We start from the raw sequence: 17,248 nt of genomic DNA, 5'->3' as shown, positions 1-17,248 counted from the left end.
AACGTGACTACACCCAGCCAGGAACTACCGCCAACCGTCGATACGCTGGCCATGGAGCAGGCCTATCAGGACGGCCTCATCGTCAAGCGGCTGCCCAGATGGATTCGCCGGCTGCGTATCGTATCGCCGACCGAGCAGAACATACCGGTCAACGGTTTGTATGAATCACAGCATGCTGCATTGCGCGATGCGTTGAAAGACAGCCTGGCCTGTCGACAGTGGCTGGCAAAGGAGCTTGCGCGAATCGAGGGTATCGACCATTTCGTCAAGCCGTTGCTTCAACGTGCCATGCAAAAAGAATTCGGCACCCAAAAAAATGTTGATGGCATGTTTTTCAGGCGTTGGTACACCTACACAGCTCCAAGCCAGGGCACTGTGTGGGGGCGTTACCCGGTGGCGGACAAGGACTATTTCGAAGTGCCGTTGATCGAGGCGGCACTGGACAACTTCACACCCGGCGAGGGGCGAAACGAACAGCACAAGGACAACTGCATCGTCGATAGCCTGTCGCAACGGCTCACCTCACCAACCGCACCTGCCTTCGCACGCTTGTGCCGTCAGCTGGATCTGGGCAGGCGCTATCAACAGCATCTGGACACCGTGCTCAAAGCGCCGAGCACCCAGGCGCGCGGCTGGCGCAACATGGCTTCGACGCTTGCCCAACTGTACAGCTCGGTCATGCTGATCGATGCGTGCAAGGCCAAAAGCGATGGAATACTGAGTGCCGCCGAACTGGAACTGGTGCTGGACCTGTGCAAGCAGGGACGCCCCGGCACATTCTACGAGTCGAAAGTCGTGGCCCGACAACTCAGTGCGTTCGGCTGTGATTTGCAACAGATCGTGATATTGGAAGTACTTCACGAAGGTTGGCTGTTCAACGCCAGCCGCAAGATCATTGTCTACATTCCCGATGACCCCAATGGCTCCTGGACGGTAAGCCCCGACCTTGAAAGCTTCACCCGCAAAGTACTGGGCCAGCGTCTGCGGGATACGCGCTACCAGTCGTTCTTCAGGCGTTTCGTGCGTCGGCGCGACAGCCAGCAGTTCTTTTCCAGGGTTGCAAAGGACCTGGTGGGTGTCGCCAGTTGGGCTACCCGGGAAATGGACCAGCACATGCGCGACTACCCGTTGCCGTTGTTCGAGCACCTTGCCTGGGCGCGCATCGAGCACATCAAGGACGATGCTGCACTGATTGCGACGCCAGTATCAGACCTCGACCGCAAGGCCCAGGAAGCCCATCGGCAAAGGCTGGTTGCCGAGGGTTGGACACTGGCAACAGTGGCTGGCGTGTTCATCCCGGCACTCAATGCACTGCTGCTGGCGGTAATGGTCTGGGACTTGCTGGGCGAGCTGTTCCAGGCCGTGGAGGACTGGCGCGAGGGCGATACCAGCGCAGCAATGGAACATGTGCTCAGCGTGGCCAAAGACCTGGCCGTGATCGGTGCCACTGCTGTGGTATGGCGGGAAGCGAGCCGGGCCTGGGCTGCAGTGGACCAGTGGGTGCCAGCGCGCCTGGAAGACGGTACCGAGAAACTCTGGAATGCAGACCTGGTGCCGTTTCGCAGTGCTGCCCCCCCTGCAAAGGAGGTAGCCGATGCAATGGGCATCTACCGTGCCCAGGACAGAAGCTGGATGAACATGGACGGCCATTATTATGAAATCGTCCAGCGCGCAGATGAAGAATGGCAGCTGGCGCCAAGAGGTGGCCATGGGCCTTTGTTGCGCCACAATGACGCCGGTGCCTGGCGGTTATGGACCGAGCAACCTGCCAGCTGGACAGACAAGCACAGGATGTTCCGCCGTCTGGGTGAGCGTTTTGCTCGCCTGGATGATGAACAGATTGACCAGGCCATGGCCATCCACGCACTGGATGCAGATTACCTTCGGGCATTGCATGTTTATGGTCGGCCGGCTGAAGCTGAGCTGGTCGATACCGTTGAACGCCTGCTTATCGACCGCCGGCTGCAGGCCTTGCTGGACGATTTGAAGCTTGGGCGGGTAGCGGATGACGCGCCGTTGCTGCTGAGGGCCCGCGCATTACCTGGCGTTACCGAGCATGAGGGGCCAGCATTGGCAGCGCAGCTGTCGACAAGACGTCGCCAACTGTTCCAACAGCTGTACGAAGAGCAGCAGGAACCAGACGACGCTGCATCGGCGACGTTGCGCCGCACATTCCCTAGCCTGCATCGCCTGGCTGCCCGCGAGCTTGTGAACGGGTTGTCACAGCATGGCGTCGATTTTCAGGCCCTGGCCAGCGGCAGGGTGCCGTTCCGGCTGGTCACCCGGGCCAGGTTGAGCGTACTGCGCATTCGTGTTGCGCGAGCCTGCGAAGCGTTGTTCATCCAGACGCCTCAGTCGCTGGACCAGGCCAAGGTAGCGCTGACGCTGCTTGATAACTTCGACACCAGGGAGATCAGGCCGCGCTGGCGGCTCTACGATGGCGATAGTCCGCGGCCGGTCATGACTACCAGTGGCAATGGAGCGAACTACAGGCTGGTGCATGAAAACGGGCTATTCGGGCTTGAGGACGCGCTGGGCGTCGAGTTGCGCGGCCCCGGCGAGCTGTTCGAAATACTGGTTGATGCGTTCGCCCCTGCAGATATTGCGGCCCTCGGCATCCATCAACCCTATGCCCAAGGCTTGAGAGAACTGCTGGCTCGGCAAGTGCAGGCGCACAGCAAAGTGCTCGTCCAAGCCTTGGGCAAAGATCCTCGACAGCCATGGTTGCTGACGCCGCTGCGGCTGGACGACGGCAGGATCGGCTACCCGTTGGGCGGCTGTCAGGGACGCTTTGCCCGGCCTGCGTCGCGACCCCGGGCGTTCGCGGCACGTCTACGCGACCTTTACCCGGATTACTCCGATGAAAAAATCGAAGACTGGCTGGCCAGGTTGCATGCATCTGGACGCGATACCGCCAGTGAGCTTGGCATACTCGAAGAGCAAGCACGCCGGCTGAGTGACCATCTGCGAAGCTGGGAGCGCCACGGGTTGATGGCCGGTGAAAGGGCTGAACGCAGGCGGTTTCGCAAAGCGATCATGCAATGCTGGCGGGAACGGGTGCCCGATCATGTTACCCCCGAGGGGCAACGGCGGTCGGTAATCTGGCAGTACAGCGGGCATGACCTGCAGTCGTTGCCAGAGCTGGGACCGCTGTTCACCTTCCCGCATGTTACCGAACTTTCCCTGCGCAGCCTGCTGTTGAAAGCGGTGCCGGCGCAGTTTCTGCTCTCATTCCCGAATCTGACATCTCTGGAGCTCGGCTACAACCAGCTGCGACATCTGCCAAGCAGCCTGTGGTTGCTTGGCAACCTGCGCATACTCGACGTGACCGGCAATCAGATTTCGCTGGACGCGCTTGAGGCCGAGATGCTGGCAAGTTGTCCGCAGTTACGCTACCTGAACCTGTCGAACAATCGCTTGCAAAGCGCGTTTTCGGTTGCACGGATGGAGCATTTGGCCGAACTGCGTTTGCGCAATACCGGGCTGGCCGCGCTTCCCGAAGGCACCATGGACTGCCAGAGTTTGTACATGCTCGACGCTTCCAACAACGCCATTGCGTCGCTGCCCCGCGATTTCACCCAGTCCCGTTTGTGGCAGAACGGCTACGTGGTGCTCTCGGGCAACCCGGTCCTGGAGCGCCAGGCTGCAGAGCTACAGGAAGCCTGGGAAATTCCGGAAACCAGCACAGTCCCTTATAAACTGCGCTGGCTGGACCGCCTGGACGGTGAACAGCGCGAGGATCTTGGTTGCTTGTGGATCAGTACCGAGCTGATGGATGGAGCGGAGAACTTCATGCGCTTGTTGGCGCAGCTCCTGCGCTCGCGGGACTTCCTCCACCCCCGGTATGGGGAGATGCTGGCTTCGCGGGTTTTGGCGATGATGCAAAAGATCGAGGATGCGCCGGCACTGGCCAAAGACATATTCGCCAGTGCCGTGATCGAGAACTGCGCGGACAATGCAATGGTGGTTTTCCAGCAGCTCGAAATCCGATGTCTCGTCTGGGATGCAGAGCAGGGGGCCCCTTCGCGTGACCAGGAGAGCGCGCTGGTGAAACTGGCGCGGCGGTTGTGGAGACAGCAGCAGGTCAACTTCATCGCGTTGCGCGAGGCCGAGGCGGTAGGTGCCGGGAACGAGTCGATCGAATGGGCGCTGGCTTATTCGATCCGCTTGCGAGACGACCTGGACCTACCGGTCAACACGCAGAGCATGCTCCATGAAGGGATTCCGAACCTGGACAATGCCGCGGTTGCGCGCGTGCGGAGTGAGGTGATGCAGAATGAAACTGCCGAATTGGTGGCAGTGTGGATGGTCGAACAACCGTTCTGGGAAAAGTATCTGCAGACCCGTTACGAGAAAAAGCTGTTGGTGCCGGAGAGCATGCAAACCGAGTTGGCCAGCCTTGCCGACGAAGTGGCCAAAGCAAAGGTCGAGCAGTGGACTGCAGATACCCGGTTGCAACTGACTACTGACGCTCTGCATCGCTGGGTGTAAGGGGCACATTGGGCTATTCTCAGGTCAAGGCCGAGCGCGAGGGGGCGTGAATGGAGCGGATGACAGGCTACGTCTGGTAATGGCCAGTTACTTTTCGTTGAAGCCCCGCAGCGCCAGGTTGGTTTACGCTCGCTTGTCGGATCTTTCTCCCTGATCTGTAGTCTTCTGGTTTATCGAGAGAATAAGGAGATACGCATGCTCGTCCGGTCATTGACCCTCGCCACCTTGCTCGCACTGGTCGGCCCTGTGTCCGCTGCCGATAGTGACGCGCCGCTGGCCAAGGAACTGGGCAAGGCCAGGCCCTTGGTCGTCATTGCGCCCAGCAGCGCCGACCCGACGTTGCGCGGCTTGAACGAAGCCCTCAAGGACCCGGCCACCCAGGCGGCCTTCAAAGAGCGCAACCTGGTGGTCTACAGCGTCGCCAACATGATGGGCAAGCGGGAGGACAAGAACCTGGAGCAGCAGACTACCATGGCCTTGATACGCGAGTTGAAGCTGGGTGCCAGCAAAGGCACCAAGGTGATCCTGGTGGGCAAGGACGGTGAACGGCACATGCTCAAGGACGATGAGGAGGGCGGGGCCATCGATCCGCAGGTTATTTTCAAGGCGGTCGATGAGCTGCCTGCCAGCGAAAAAGCCATGACGGCGCCCGAACCTGTGGCTGCAGCGGCACCGGAAGCCAAGGCCAAGGACAGCAAGCCAGCCAAGCCCGCCAAACCTGCCGCGCCGCCCAAACCGCTGGAAGACTGACCCCGCACGACGGCCCCGAGGCGCCTTGGGGCCGTCGTGTATTCCATTGTATCTGCCCACGCCGCAGACCCATTCCCATACAAAACCGCACCCCGCGCGATACATCCACGACATACCGCAACGGCCTAATGGCTCCACATTCCAACCACAGTGGAGCGACACCATGACACAAGTACGAAACACCCTCGGCCTGCTCGGCGCTGCCCTGATCGGTAGCATGGCATTGAGCAGCAGCGCCTTTGCTGTCGAGCCTTTGGCCCAGGGTTACCAGCTGGCTTCGGCCAAGGTGGCCGGCGAGGGCAAGTGTGGTGAGGGCAAATGTGGTGGCAGCGCCAAGGCCACCCAGGGCGAAGGCAAATGCGGTGAGGGCAAATGCGGCGCCAGCGCCAAGGCCGGTGCCGAAGGCAAGTGTGGCGAGGGCAAGTGTGGTGATGCCTCGTTCGCCAAGACCGACAGCAACCACGACGGCAAGGTCTCGCGCGACGAGTTCCTGGCGGTGGCCAAAGACCGTGCCGGTGACTTCGACAAGATCGACAGCAACCATGATGGTTTCATCTCCGAACAGGAGGCCGCGGATCACCTCAAGGCGATCTACCAGGCGAATGGCAAGGCCATGCCTGAAGGTTTGTTCAGTCACCTGACCGGCAAATCCTGACCCTCTACCCCATGAACCGCACAACGCCCCTCCTGCTGGTCAGGCGGGGCGTTGTGCCTGTTGCGGAGACCTGTTCATGCACTCCACATCTTTGTCCCCTTCATCTTTGCAGGCCGGGCTTGGCCTGCGTCGCGGCCTGTTGCCGGAACTGCTGGCCCTGGACGCTGGCACCGTGGACTTTCTCGAATGCGCACCGGAGAACTGGATTGCCGTGGGTGGTGCCTACGGCAAGGGCCTGGCGCAGTTGGCGGAGCGTTTTGCCATTACCTGCCACGGGCTGTCGTTGTCGCTGGGTGGCAGCGAGCCGCTGGACCGCCATTTCCTTGGCCAGACCCGCCAGTTTCTCGATCGCCACCAGGTGCACCTGTACAGCGAGCACCTGAGCTACTGCAGCGATGACGGGCACCTGTACGACCTGATGCCCATTCCGTTCACCGACGAAGCGGTGCGCCACGTGGCCGCGCGGATTCGCCAGGCCCAGGAACACCTGGAGCGGCGTATTGCCGTGGAAAACATCAGCTACTACGCCGCGCCGTACCAGGCGATGAGCGAACTCGAGTTCATCCGTGCGGTACTTGATGAGGCCGACTGCGACCTGCTGCTGGACGTCAACAACGTCTTCGTCAATGCCTGCAACCACGGGTACGACGCCCACGAATTCCTTGCCGGCTTGCCCCAGGCGCGGGTGGCCGGGATGCACGTGGCGGGCCATTACGACGAAGCACCGGACCTCAAGGTCGATACCCACGGGGCTGCGGTGAAGGAAGATGTGTGGGCGTTGTACGCGGTCGCCTGTGCGCGCTTCGGTGTGCAACCGACCGTGCTCGAACGTGATTTCAATTACCCGCCGCTGGCGGAACTGCTTGCCGAAACGGCGCGCATTCGTGCAGTGCAAAGTACCTCGGGAGGGCAGGCAAATGAATGAGACCTTGCGTGAGCAGCAGTACACCTTGGCCCGGCACCTGCGTGACCCGCAGCGGCATGCACCGCCACCGGGCGTGGAGGCCCGGCGCCTGAAGATATACCGCGAGTTGTTCTATGGTGCTATCGAAGGTTTGCTGGCCGGCAGTTTTCCGGTGATGCGCCAGGCGTTGGGTGAACGGCGCTGGCATGCCCGGGTGCGTGATTTCTATGCCAACTATCGCAGCCAGACACCGTTGTTCACCGAGCTTGCCGAAGCCTTCGTCGATTACCTGCAAGGCATCGAGCTGGATGCGCCCTGGCAGCTGGAGCTGGCGCACTATGAGTGGGTCGAGGCGCAGTTGTATCTGAGCGATGCCGAGGACCCGGCCCATGACCCGGCAGGTGACCTGCTGGAAGGGGAGCCGCTGTTGTCGTGTGTGGCGCGGGTGTTGGCCTATCGGTGGCCGGTGGAGCGTATCGGGGCGGATTACCAGCCAGCGGTCGCGCCAGCGGCGCCGACCTTGTTGCTGGTTTATCGCGATGCGGAGTTCAAGGTGCGCTTCGCGCGTCTGGCGCCGCTGGCGTACCGGTTGCTGGCGCTGGAGCAGGGCAGTGGGCGGGCGCGGCTGCAGGCGTTGGGCGGTGCTGTGGAGGAGGGGTTGGCCTTGCTGGAGGGGCTGCGCGAGCAGGGGGTCATCATCGGTACATGTTGAGTGCGGGTACGGGGGCGCCTTGCGCCCCTATCGCGACACAGCCCCGGCAATATCACCTGCAGAACCGCCCTCTGAGCCAATGATCCAGGCTCAACCGCCCAGCCCCTTTCAGCAGCAGTGGCAGCAACGCCACCAGGTAGATCAGCGGCAGCTTGTAATTGCCAAAGCCCTGGTCGGTAATGGCATAACCTTGGGCCAGTTCGGCCAGGCTCGACCAGTGCGCCGGCCAATGTACTGCGGCAATCGCCACCACGGTCACCACCATCAGCCCCAATGAGGCCAGCCGGGTACCCAGCCCCAGCAACAGCAGTAACGGCAGGATCAGCTCCGCCCACATCGACAGCTGCCAGTTCAGCTCTGCAGGCAGCAGGTTGAAGGGGAACGGGAAGTTCGCTTGCAGGTCGGCGAACCAGTTGCTGCCATTGAATTTCTCCCAGCCGGATTCGAAAAACTCCCAGGCCAGGAACAGCCGCAACGGCAGGTCGGCGCTCCAGGTACCGAAACGGTCGAAGGTGCTCAGGGTGCGGGTCAAGGTGGTCATGCTGGTTTTCTCTCTTCAGGAAGGGCACGGGCGTTACGGCGTTGCTGACGGGCCAGCTTGGCGGTGAGCTTGACGGCAATGGCGCTGAACATCAGGGCGAACGCCAGCGGGTACCAGCCCCCCATGGGGATGCGTTTGTAGAACGACAGGCAGAACACCGCGGCCAGTACCCACATGCCGCTGCTGTGCAGGGCCTGCCAGGCGCGGCCACCCAACAGGCGCATGGGGGCCTTGAACGAGGTGATGGTGAGCAGCAGCAGGAACAGGTAGCCGAGGGTACCGGGCAGGCTGGAGGTGAGCGTACGGCCGGCCCAGAACAGTTCGGGGAATTGCTGGGCATAGCGGTAGATCAGTACGCCATGCACGGTATGGGAAAAGGCGAATGCCAACCCCAGGTAGCGCCGCTCCTGCAGGATGCGGCGGCTGCTTGTGCCAGGCAGCAAGGTCACCAGCGACGAGGCCAGGAAGGCCAGCAGGAATAGCGCGAAGGAGCTGCGCGCAGTGGCACGGATCGCGCTGCGCAGGCCGTCCGGGTCAGGTTGGCTGGCCAGCACCACGGCGGTCATCGCCAGGGTCAGGCCGGCGAGCGTGGCGAACAGCTTCCAGCCGGTGGGAAGGGTGAGGGGTTTCATCAGGGAGGCTCCCGGTGTGTGGTTATGTGACCGGGAGTGTGTCGGGGTGGGGTATCTGCAGTGTGTCGGCGGTGGTGGGGTTGTGTATCGGATTGTAGAAGTCGCACAAGCGCCGCAGTCCCTGTAGGAGCGGCCTTGTGTCGCGATGGGCTGCGAAGCAGCCCCAGGTTTTCAACTTTGCCGCATGAATTGCCGGGGCCGCTTTGCGGCCCGATCGCGACACAAGGCCGCTCCTACCTGTGATTGCCTTACTTCAGCTCTATCTGCGCGCACAACCCGCCGCTTGCGCGGTTGCTCAGGGTCAGTCGACCGCCCATGGCCTGGATCAGCTGGTGGGCAATCGCCAGCCCCAGCCCGGTACCGCCGGTACTGCGGTTGCGTGAGCCTTCCACTCGATAGAATGGCTTGAGCACTTCATCCAGCTCGCCAGCGGGTATGCCTGGCCCATTGTCGAGTACGCGGATCACGGTCATCTCACCCTGGCGGCATACCTCCAGTTCGGCAGCGCCGGCAAACTTCAGGGCGTTGTCCACCAGGTTCACCAGCACCCGGCGCAGGGCATGCGGGCGGGTTTCCAGCAGGCTGGCGCTGCTGCCATGGCGCTCGACCCGGGCGCCACTGTCCTGGTAGTCGAATACCAGGCTGTCGAGAAAGGCATCAAGGTTGACCCGGCACGGTGTCTCGGTACTGGTGTCCATGCTGCGGGCATAGGCCACGCCTTCGCGCACCAGGTGTTCCATCTCGCCCAGGTCGCTCCACAGCTTGTCCTTTTCCACCCCTTCATCCATCACTTCGACACGCAACTTCATGCGCGTGATCGGCGTTTGCAGGTCGTGGGAAATGGCCGCCAGCAACTGCATGCGTTCCTTGAGGTAGGCAGCTATGCGCGCCTGCAGGGCATTGAAAGCCACGGCCGCGTAGCGTACTTCGCGCGGGCCGCTTTCATCCAGCTGCACGCCTGGTTTGTCCGGGTCCAGGTTGTCCACTGCCTGGGCCAGGCGGGTCAGCGGGCCGATCGCCAGGCGCACTGCCAGCCAGGTGCACAGCAACAGCACGGCCAACTGGATCAGCAACACCACCGGCAGCCAGCGGGCCACCGGCACCGGGGCCGGGGTTACGTCAATGGTCAGCGGTGCGCCATCGGCGAGCGTCAGGTGTGCCTGGAAGTGTGCATTCGGGCCGGGGATTTCCTGGAAGGTCAGGCGATAGTCGGCGCCAATGGCCTTGACGATCGAATCGGCGGCCATGGGTGGGTCGCTGCTCGGCATGGCTTCACCAGCCAGGCCCTGGTCCAGCCGGTAGCGGTAGGTACGCCGCTCCAAGCGCGGCAACCAGGCGGCGCGTTCGGCCGCAGGCAGGCGGTCGAGGATCGCCACCGAGGTGGCCACGTCCTGCTCCAGGGTGCTGAGCATCATCGATCGGCTGCTGATGTAACGTTCGTAGGCCTGCAGGCCGAACGACAGGCCGTAGGCCAGCACCAGGCAGGTGAAGAAGATCAGTGCCAGGCGCGAGGCCAGGGTACGTGGCCACTTCATGATGGCGACTCGAGCAGTTGCACCGGCAGCGAGAACACGTAGCCCTCGCTGCGCACGGTCTTGATGCAGCTGGGTTCGCGGGCGTCGTCACCCAGGCGCTGGCGCAGGCGGCTGACCAGCAGGTCGATGGAACGGTCGAAAATGTCGGCTTCGCGGCCCTGGGTCAGGTTGAGCAACTGCTCACGGCTGAGCACTCGCTGCGGGTGGTCGAGGAATACCCGCAGCAGGCGGTATTCGGCACCACTCAGGGCTACCAAGGTGCCTTCGGTGTCGAGCAGGTGGCGCGCAGTGGTGTCCAGCCGCCACTGGCCGAAACCGAGCAGGCGGCTGCTTTCGCTGATGGTCAGGTTTGGCGGCAGCATGCGCGTGCGGCGCAGCACGGCGTTGATACGGGCCAGCAGTTCGCGGGCCGAGAACGGCTTGGTCAGGTAATCGTCGGCGCCCATTTCCAGGCCGATGATGCGGTCGGTTTCGTCGTTGCGGGCGGTGAGCATCAGCACCGGGGTGTTGCGGTGCTTGCCGGCGCGCAGCTCGCGGCACAACAGCAGGCCGTCGTCGCCGGGCATCATGATGTCGAGGACGATCAGGTCGACGCTGTTGGCTTCGAGAAACGCACGCATCTGCCGGCCGTCAGCGACGATGCTGGTGCGCAGACCGTTCTTCTTCAGGTAGTTGCCGACCAGTTCGCGGATTTCGCGGTCGTCGTCGACGATCAGGATGTGATCGACATGTTCCATGCGCTGCGTTCCTGTGCAAGAGGGGATGGGCGCAGTGTACCGAGCGCGTTCGCGCTTGCCTGCGGGGCTTTGTATTGCAGTGTATCTGGCGTACATACGGCAAAATTCTTAACGCGCTGAATCTAAAGGGTTTTTCTTTTCTCCCCGAAGCATCCCCAATATCTCCCCAAAACTAAATTACAAACCTGAGCGACATCGATCCATGCAGAGCCCCGGCTGTCGAGATACATCTCGGCTTTCGCATCCCAGTGTAATGCTGGTACTGATCCTGAGCCTGGCCCCCGTCTTCGCCTGGACGCGCATTCCTCTGTCGCCAATCAAGCACTGACGTTGAACACATCTATGACCTGCCCACCCATCCAGCATGGATGGAAAGCCAGTAGCGACTTCAGTGGTGGCGTAGTACGGTCCGCCTTCAACAAACCGCCCGGTTCGTTGCCTCCAATCCCACGGACCGGGACTCTCATGACCTGGGAGGTCGAATGGAAGTCGCTCGAAAGATCAGCCAACAGGAATTGGATAACGCCCTGGTAGCCTTCGCCCGCTACAAAATCGGAGAAATCAAAATCTTCGACTTGGAGCAGGCAATGAGCTTCGAAGCGGGCGAAGCCTTATCCCAAAGCGGGCTGGTCCGGTTCTCAATAACCAGGATGGTGTCCGGACGGTATCGCATTAGCGATGAAGGGGAGAACGCCATCACACCGGCTGGTCGGGATCGCCTTGAGGTGATCCGCGCCTGACGCTAGGCAATCCTGGCAACGGCCGCAGACAGCTCCTGCGGCCATCTGAGCGTGAAGGGTGTGACCATCCCCTCCGATCAGCTCAGGAAGGTCCAGCCACTGCGGGCCGACATCCACATCGGCGATTACCATAGTGAGCCGCTGGGCCGGGTTTCGACCCAGGCCAGGGTGTTCAACCCGTCACCCGGTCCCGACATCATTCCCCGGCTGCACGACGCCAAGCTCAATGGCATGGCCCAGCTCGGCCTCAACATTACCGGAGTTGAGGAGGTCGACGGCGCCCTTCATGCGCAGTCATGGTGGTGCCGAGCAGTGGGTAATTATGGCAACTAAGCAGGGGGGGCGGCCTGAGGTCGATTTTTTCCGCTACTGCTGCATTACCGGAAGCTCATTCCGGTTAAGTAGCTCAAAAATCCTCCCCAAAATGCATCCGTAACCACCTGATTCTATTGTATCTATTTGTACAGAACTGACGCCTGTTTCGAGCATGTAATGTTGTTGTAACTGCCTGATTTTGCTTGGTTATTTGCGTTTTTGTAATGGGTGCCCGGCGCATGTGCAGACACAGGAGGAAGCACATCACAGCTTCGGGCGACACATCCGGGATACCTGGCCGGCGTGAAATGGCTCTCGACCGGGGAGCACGACTCCCCAACCTCAAGCGTTACACAGGAGAGATGCCATGAACTTCAAAACCTTCGCCCGTGCCAGTCTGTTCGCCGTGCTCAGCTTCGGCGCCATTGCCGCCCAGGCCTCCACCATGCCGATGGACGAAACCGGGGTCATGCAGTACCGCTACGGTGATCACCTGGACGTGAAGAAAGTGCTGTCGATACAGGATGACCAGAGCGACGCCTGCGGCCTGGTGAATACCCGCATGGACTACCTCGACTCCAAGGGCCAGCAGCAGAGCGTGCAGTATCGTACCTACGCTACCGGCGGTTGCCATGAGAATTGATCGTCGCTTGTTGTTGAAGGTGGGCGGCATTGCCCTTGCACTGTCCGGCCTGGGCCTGGCCGGGCACCTGATGGCTCGCGACAGCTATGGCGCCATGCCGTCGCTGTCAGGTGCCAGCCAGTGGCTGAACTCGGCGCCACTGGACGCCCCAGGACTCAAGGGCAAGGTGGTACTGGTGGACTTCTGGACCTGGGACTGCATCAACTGCCAGCGCAGCCTGCCGCATGTGAACGACTGGGCGCGGCGTTATGCTGACCAGGGCCTGGTGGTGGTCGGCGTGCACACGCCGGAGTACGACTACGAGCACGATGTGGGTACCTTGCGTGACAAGGTAGCCGGGCTGGGGATCGGTTACCCGGTGGCGGTGGATAACGACTACAAGGTGTGGAATGCCTGGGGCAACCAGTTCTGGCCGGCACACTACTTTGTCGACCGCAAGGGGCAGGTGCGCCATGTGCACTTTGGCGAGGGGGATTACAGTGGGCAGGAGCAGGTGATACAGGCGTTGCTGGATGAGAAAGGGTGATTGGCTGTGCCGGCACTCCCACAGGATTGCGTGATCAGTGAAGCTTTCGCAGTACCTGTGGGAGCGGGTTTACCCGCGAAGAAGCCAGCAACGATCTATCAGGTGAAGCTAGCGAAATGCGCCTGCATCCGTGCCGCATCCGCCTGGCGCCCGCTGAACAGCTCGAACGCCTTCACCGCCTGGAACACGGCCATGTTGCTGCCATCCAGGGTGCGGCAGCCCAGCGCCCGGGCGGCGCGCAGCAGTTCGGTTTCCAGCGGAAAATAGATGATCTCCGCCACCCACAGGCGCGCATGCAGCAGCTCCACCGGCAGTGGCGTGCCCGGCAGCTTGGCCATGCCCACCGGCGTGGTGTTGACCAACCCGTCCGCCTCGGCCAGGGCCGTGGCCAGGTCTGTGCCGAGCACCGCGCGGCCGGCACCGAAATGGGCATTCAGGTTGTCCACCAGGGCCTGTGCACGGGCTGCGTCCACTTCGAACAGTACCAGCCGCTCGACCCCTTCACCCAGCAGGGCATGGGCGACGGCGGAACCTGCGCCACCGGCACCCATCTGCACCACCTGGCGCCGTGCCACATCCGGCAGGCCGCGGCGCAAGCCTTCGGCAAAGCCCAGGCAGTCGGTGTTGTGGCCGACCCGCTTGCCGTCCTTGAGCACCACTGTGTTCACCGCGCCGATGCCGCGTGCTTCGTCCGATAGTTCGTCGAGCAGCGGCAGTATCGCCTGCTTGAACGGGTAGGTGATGTTGAGCCCGGTGAAACCGGTGTGCTGGGCAGCGTCGAGCAGGCCGGGCAGGGCGCTGTCGTCCAGTTGCAACTGGTCGGCATCGATCAGCCGGTACAGGTAGCGCAGCGCCTGGGCATCACCTTCGTGTTCGTGCAGGGCAGGGGTACGCGACAGCTGGATGCCGCGGCCGATCAGCCCGGCGAGGATGGCTTGCTGGCTCATGCGCTGCGGCCCTGCAACATTTCGGCGAAGTGGCTGATGGCCATGCGGTAGCCATGGCTGCCCAGGCCGCAGATGACCCCGACGGCGATCGACGATACGAACGACAGGTGGCGGAACGGTTCGCGCCTGTGCACGTTGGACAGGTGCACTTCGATAACCGGCACTTCGCCGGCCACCAGCGCATCGCGGATGGCCACAGAGGTGTGGGTCCAGGCACCGGGGTTGATCACGATGCCGGCGCAGCGGCCACGGGCAGCATGGATCCAGTCGATCAGTTCGCCTTCGTGGTTGGTTTGGCGGAATTCGATTTCCAGGCCGTGGGCATGGGCGGTATCGGCACAGCCCTGGGCCAGGTCGGCGAGGGTTTCGTGGCCATATTGGGCAGGCTCGCGGGTGCCCAGCATGTTCAGGTTGGGGCCGTTGAGTACGAGAATAAGGGGCTTCATGAGGGCATCGCTTTTTTGTTGTTGGATGCGTTTAGTTTTGTACCGCCTGGTTAGTTTAGTCAATTGGACTAAACCGCTGTACCTGGAAAGTGGGCGATTATCGAACCCTCAACACACCCTCTGCAGGAGCAGCTGGATTACGAAATTGTAATTTTCCCGCCACCGCCCCGATAAGCACGGCTTTCTACAGTCCCTCGTCAAAACTCGCCGACGAGGACCTGTTTCGTGCCCATCCCCCGCAACACCGCGTTGCTCTGCCTGTTGCTGGCCGGCGCCCCCAGCGCCCAGGCCAGCCAGAGCCTGAGCCTGCCCCAGGCGCTTGATGCCGCCTTTGCCCGAAACCCGGAGCTGGCTGCGGCCGGCCGGGAGATCGGCATTGCCGACGGCGAGCGGCGCCAGGCCGGGCTGATCCCCAACCCGGAACTGTCCTGGGAGGTGGAGGACACCCGGCGTGACACCAGCACCACCACTGTCACTCTCAGCCAACCGTTGGAGCTGGGCGGCAAGCGCGGCGCACGTATCGCCGTGGCCGGAGCCGGCCAGGCCATTGCCCAGCTCGACCTGGAGCGCCAGCGCAACGGCTTGCGCGCCGATGTGGTGCAGGCCTTTCATGCGGCCTTGCGCGCGCAGACCGCGCTGGAGCTGGCGCAGCAATCGCAGGCGTTGACCGAGCGTGGGTTGCGGGTGGTGCAAGGGCGGGTGAGCGCTGGCCAGTCATCGCCCGTGGAAGCCACCCGGGCCCAGGTGCAAATGGCCCAGGCCCAGGCCGAAGTGCGTCGCGCGCAAACCCAGCGCAGCGTGGCCTACCAGGCCCTGGCACGGTTGACCGGCAGCCCGTTGGCAAGCTTCGACCAGTTGCAGGCCGCCAACCCGTCCCCCGGTGATGCGCCCAGCGCTGATGCCCTGCTCAGCCAGGTCGAGCAGACGGTCGAATGGCGCCTGGCCGCTGCCCAGGTCGAGCGCGGCGAGGCGACCCTGGGCTCGGAAAAGGCCCTGCGCATTCCCAACCTCACCGTCAGCGTGGGCAGCCAGTACAGCCGCGAAGACCGCGAGCGGGTCAATGTGCTGGGCCTGTCAATGCCCTTGCCGTTGTTCGACCGCAACCAGGGCAACATGCTGGCCGCGGCCCGCCGTGCCGACCAGGCGCGTGACCTGCGCAACGCCGTGGAGCTGCGCCTGCGCAGTGAGACCCGCAGCGCCGTCAGCCAGTGGGCCACGGCCATGCAGGAAGTGCAGGCCTATGACCGAACCATCCTGCCTTCTGCGCAGCAGGCCGTGGACACCGCCACCCGCGGTTTCGAAATGGGCAAGTTCGCCTTTCTCGATGTGCTCGACGCCCAGCGCACGCTGATTGAGGCACGCGGGCTGTACCTCGAGGCACTGGCCTCGGCGACCGACGCGCGGGCGCAGGTCGAGCGGATTTATGGCGACCTCGACGGCCTGAGCAACAAATCGAACAGCAGGAGCAACAATGACTAATCCACGCAAGCTAGCCCTTCTGGCTGCCGCCATCGCCGCGCTTGGCCTGGGTGGCCTGGCCTGGACCGACAACCTTGGCAAGGCGTCGAGCACGCAAGCCCGGCACGACGACCACGGCGAAGACAGCCACGGCCACGGCGAGCAAGAGGCCGGCGCAGGCCACGAAGAAGAGGGCAAGCTGCACCTGTCCCCCGCCCAGATCGAAGCTGCCGGTGTGCAACTGGCCAAGGCCGGCCCTCGTGAGCTGGGTACCGCCATCAGCTTCCCGGGGGAAATCCGCTTTGACGAAGACCGTACCGCCCACGTCGTGCCACGCGTGCCCGGTGTGGTCGAGGCGGTGCAAGCCGAGCTGGGCCAGGCGGTCAAACGTGGCCAGGTACTGGCGGTGATCGCCAGCCAGCAGATTTCCGACCTGCGCAGCGAGCAACAGGCTGCTCAACGCCGCCTGGAACTGGCGCGCCTGACCTTCCAGCGTGAACAACAGCTGTGGCAGGAGCGCATCAGCGCCGAACAGGATTACCTGCAGGCCCGCCAGGCGTTGCAGGAGGCCGAGATTGCCTTGGCCAATGCTCGGCAGAAGGTCGCCGCCGTGGGCCCGGCCGGCAGCGGCAACCGCTATGAACTGCGCGCGCCGTTCGATGCAGTGGTGGTGGAAAAGCACCTGACCGTGGGCGAGGTGGTCGATGAGACCAGCAATGCCTTCACTCTGTCTGACCTGAACCGGGTCTGGGCCACCTTCGCCGTCGCCCCACGCGACCTGGACAAGGTGGTCACCGGCCGCAAAGTCACGGTCAGCGCGCCGGACCTGGGGGCCCGGGTCGAGGGCAAGGTCAACTACGTTGGCAGCCTGCTCGGCGAGCAGAACCGCGCTGCCACTGTCCGCGCCACCCTGGCCAACCCCAACGGCGCCTGGCGCCCGGGGCTGTTCGTCAATGTCGCGGTCAGCGTCGAGCGCTTCAATGCCACCGTGGTGGTGCCGGAAAGCGCCCTGCAAGCCTGGGAGCAGCAGACCGTGGTGTTTGCCCGCACCGAGGAGGGCTTCGAGGCCCTCCCCGTGAAGACCGGCCGCCGCGACGCAGGCCAGGTGGAAATCACCAGCGGCCTGGCCGCCGGAACCCAGGTGGCCGCCGCCGGCAGCTTTGTCCTCAAGTCCGAGCTGGGCAAGGGCTCGGCCGAACATAGCCATTGATCACGG

17 protein-coding genes are annotated in these 17,248 nt (G+C 62.9%); 11 read left to right on the top strand and 6 right to left on the bottom strand.

Features of this window, described 5'->3' with window-relative positions; genetic code table 11:
• Nucleotides 1–3 precede the first annotated feature (3 nt).
• The 5 genes from CAF70_RS10115 to CAF70_RS10095 all read left to right on the top strand — a co-directional run bounded on the left by CAF70_RS10115 (nucleotide 4) and on the right by CAF70_RS10095 (nucleotide 7,512).
• Nucleotides 4–4,491 carry an NEL-type E3 ubiquitin ligase domain-containing protein gene (locus CAF70_RS10115; protein ID WP_085624564.1) on the top strand — a complete coding sequence of 1,496 codons (4,488 nt, stop codon included), beginning with the start codon at nucleotides 4–6 and terminating at the stop codon, nucleotides 4,489–4,491.
• 195 nt (nucleotides 4,492–4,686) lie between these two features.
• A complete protein-coding gene (locus tag CAF70_RS10110) occupies nucleotides 4,687–5,241 on the top strand; it encodes a DUF4174 domain-containing protein (RefSeq protein ID WP_085624562.1) in 555 nt (184 codons plus the stop codon).
• A 163-nt stretch (nucleotides 5,242–5,404) separates the two neighbouring features.
• On the top strand, nucleotides 5,405–5,896 hold the full coding sequence (locus CAF70_RS10105; RefSeq protein ID WP_013971966.1) for a hypothetical protein: 492 nt from the start codon (nucleotides 5,405–5,407) through the stop codon (nucleotides 5,894–5,896).
• 76 nt (nucleotides 5,897–5,972) lie between these two features.
• Nucleotides 5,973–6,821: a DUF692 domain-containing protein gene (locus CAF70_RS10100; RefSeq protein WP_143491580.1), complete on the top strand. Its 849-nt coding sequence runs from the start codon at nucleotides 5,973–5,975 to the stop codon at nucleotides 6,819–6,821.
• Nucleotides 6,814–7,512, top strand: a complete 699-nt coding sequence (locus CAF70_RS10095) for a DUF2063 domain-containing protein (RefSeq protein ID WP_085624558.1) — start codon at nucleotides 6,814–6,816, stop codon at nucleotides 7,510–7,512. Before CAF70_RS10100 ends, CAF70_RS10095 begins: the two co-directional genes overlap by 8 nt.
• A 52-nt stretch (nucleotides 7,513–7,564) precedes the next feature.
• On the opposite strand, the gene CAF70_RS10090 is transcribed toward CAF70_RS10095, so the two are convergent.
• The 4 genes from CAF70_RS10090 to CAF70_RS10075 all read right to left on the bottom strand — a co-directional run bounded on the left by CAF70_RS10090 (nucleotide 7,565) and on the right by CAF70_RS10075 (nucleotide 10,957).
• Entirely contained in the window at nucleotides 7,565–8,053 is a 489-nt protein-coding gene (locus tag CAF70_RS10090; protein WP_085624556.1) for a DoxX family protein, read from the bottom strand.
• Complete coding sequence (locus tag CAF70_RS10085; protein ID WP_085624554.1) at nucleotides 8,050–8,685, bottom strand: ferric reductase-like transmembrane domain-containing protein; 636 nt, start codon at nucleotides 8,683–8,685, stop codon at nucleotides 8,050–8,052. Before CAF70_RS10085 ends, CAF70_RS10090 begins: the two co-directional genes overlap by 4 nt.
• Before the next feature lie 248 nt (nucleotides 8,686–8,933).
• On the bottom strand, nucleotides 8,934–10,220 hold the full coding sequence (locus CAF70_RS10080) for a HAMP domain-containing sensor histidine kinase (RefSeq protein ID WP_085624552.1): 1,287 nt from the start codon (nucleotides 10,218–10,220) through the stop codon (nucleotides 8,934–8,936).
• Entirely contained in the window at nucleotides 10,217–10,957 is a 741-nt protein-coding gene (locus CAF70_RS10075) for a response regulator (RefSeq protein ID WP_085624550.1), read from the bottom strand. Before CAF70_RS10075 ends, CAF70_RS10080 begins: the two co-directional genes overlap by 4 nt.
• A 482-nt stretch (nucleotides 10,958–11,439) precedes the next feature.
• Here CAF70_RS10075 and CAF70_RS10070 point away from each other — a divergent pair, with 482 nt between their 5' ends.
• The 4 genes from CAF70_RS10070 (at nucleotide 11,440) to CAF70_RS10055 (ending at nucleotide 13,181) form a co-directional block, all read left to right on the top strand.
• Nucleotides 11,440–11,697, top strand: coding sequence for a hypothetical protein (locus CAF70_RS10070; RefSeq protein ID WP_085624548.1), 258 nt, complete (start codon nucleotides 11,440–11,442; stop codon nucleotides 11,695–11,697).
• 51 nt (nucleotides 11,698–11,748) lie between these two features.
• Nucleotides 11,749–12,030 carry a hypothetical protein gene (locus CAF70_RS10065; RefSeq protein ID WP_085624546.1) on the top strand — a complete coding sequence of 94 codons (282 nt, stop codon included), beginning with the start codon at nucleotides 11,749–11,751 and terminating at the stop codon, nucleotides 12,028–12,030.
• 349 nt (nucleotides 12,031–12,379) lie between these two features.
• Nucleotides 12,380–12,655 (top strand): DUF2790 domain-containing protein, encoded by a 276-nt coding sequence (locus CAF70_RS10060; RefSeq protein WP_085624544.1) that lies wholly within the window; start codon nucleotides 12,380–12,382, stop codon nucleotides 12,653–12,655.
• The gene (locus CAF70_RS10055) at nucleotides 12,645–13,181 is read left to right on the top strand and encodes a thioredoxin family protein (RefSeq protein WP_178076369.1); all 537 of its coding nucleotides are present in this window, start codon (nucleotides 12,645–12,647) and stop codon (nucleotides 13,179–13,181) included. The genes CAF70_RS10060 and CAF70_RS10055 overlap by 11 nt, the downstream gene beginning before the upstream one ends.
• A gap of 98 nt (nucleotides 13,182–13,279) precedes the next feature.
• Here CAF70_RS10055 and CAF70_RS10050 read toward each other — a convergent pair whose 3' ends face one another.
• Complete coding sequence (locus CAF70_RS10050; protein ID WP_085624542.1) at nucleotides 13,280–14,128, bottom strand: shikimate dehydrogenase; 849 nt, start codon at nucleotides 14,126–14,128, stop codon at nucleotides 13,280–13,282.
• Nucleotides 14,125–14,574, bottom strand: a complete 450-nt coding sequence (gene aroQ, locus CAF70_RS10045; RefSeq protein WP_085624540.1) for a type II 3-dehydroquinate dehydratase — start codon at nucleotides 14,572–14,574, stop codon at nucleotides 14,125–14,127. The genes CAF70_RS10050 and aroQ overlap by 4 nt, the downstream gene beginning before the upstream one ends.
• Nucleotides 14,575–14,799: 225 nt before the next feature.
• Between aroQ and CAF70_RS10040 the strand changes: the two genes are divergently transcribed.
• Nucleotides 14,800–16,053 carry a TolC family protein gene (locus tag CAF70_RS10040; protein ID WP_085624538.1) on the top strand — a complete coding sequence of 418 codons (1,254 nt, stop codon included), beginning with the start codon at nucleotides 14,800–14,802 and terminating at the stop codon, nucleotides 16,051–16,053.
• A complete protein-coding gene (locus CAF70_RS10035) occupies nucleotides 16,046–17,242 on the top strand; it encodes an efflux RND transporter periplasmic adaptor subunit (protein WP_085624536.1) in 1,197 nt (398 codons plus the stop codon). Before CAF70_RS10040 ends, CAF70_RS10035 begins: the two co-directional genes overlap by 8 nt.
• Nucleotides 17,243–17,248: the final 6 nt, after the last annotated feature.

Source organism: Pseudomonas sp. B19(2017), from assembly GCF_002113165.1.
GTDB lineage: Bacteria > Pseudomonadota > Gammaproteobacteria > Pseudomonadales > Pseudomonadaceae > Aquipseudomonas.
This window is presented reverse-complemented; position numbering and strand designations above follow the sequence as displayed.

Coding starts and splice junctions, on each gene's coding strand:
- CAF70_RS10110 (WP_085624562.1), top strand. CDS start 4,687: ATGCTCGTCCGGTCATTGACCCTCGCCACCTTGCTCGCACTGGTCGGC.
- CAF70_RS10105 (WP_013971966.1), top strand. CDS start 5,405: ATGACACAAGTACGAAACACCCTCGGCCTGCTCGGCGCTGCCCTGATC.
- CAF70_RS10100 (WP_143491580.1), top strand. CDS start 5,973: ATGCACTCCACATCTTTGTCCCCTTCATCTTTGCAGGCCGGGCTTGGC.
- CAF70_RS10095 (WP_085624558.1), top strand. CDS start 6,814: ATGAATGAGACCTTGCGTGAGCAGCAGTACACCTTGGCCCGGCACCTG.
- CAF70_RS10090 (WP_085624556.1), bottom strand. CDS start 8,053: ATGACCACCTTGACCCGCACCCTGAGCACCTTCGACCGTTTCGGTACC.
- CAF70_RS10085 (WP_085624554.1), bottom strand. CDS start 8,685: ATGAAACCCCTCACCCTTCCCACCGGCTGGAAGCTGTTCGCCACGCTC.
- CAF70_RS10080 (WP_085624552.1), bottom strand. CDS start 10,220: ATGAAGTGGCCACGTACCCTGGCCTCGCGCCTGGCACTGATCTTCTTC.
- CAF70_RS10075 (WP_085624550.1), bottom strand. CDS start 10,957: ATGGAACATGTCGATCACATCCTGATCGTCGACGACGACCGCGAAATC.
- CAF70_RS10070 (WP_085624548.1), top strand. CDS start 11,440: ATGGAAGTCGCTCGAAAGATCAGCCAACAGGAATTGGATAACGCCCTG.
- CAF70_RS10060 (WP_085624544.1), top strand. CDS start 12,380: ATGAACTTCAAAACCTTCGCCCGTGCCAGTCTGTTCGCCGTGCTCAGC.
- CAF70_RS10055 (WP_178076369.1), top strand. CDS start 12,645: ATGAGAATTGATCGTCGCTTGTTGTTGAAGGTGGGCGGCATTGCCCTT.
- CAF70_RS10050 (WP_085624542.1), bottom strand. CDS start 14,128: ATGAGCCAGCAAGCCATCCTCGCCGGGCTGATCGGCCGCGGCATCCAG.
- aroQ (WP_085624540.1), bottom strand. CDS start 14,574: ATGAAGCCCCTTATTCTCGTACTCAACGGCCCCAACCTGAACATGCTG.
- CAF70_RS10035 (WP_085624536.1), top strand. CDS start 16,046: ATGACTAATCCACGCAAGCTAGCCCTTCTGGCTGCCGCCATCGCCGCG.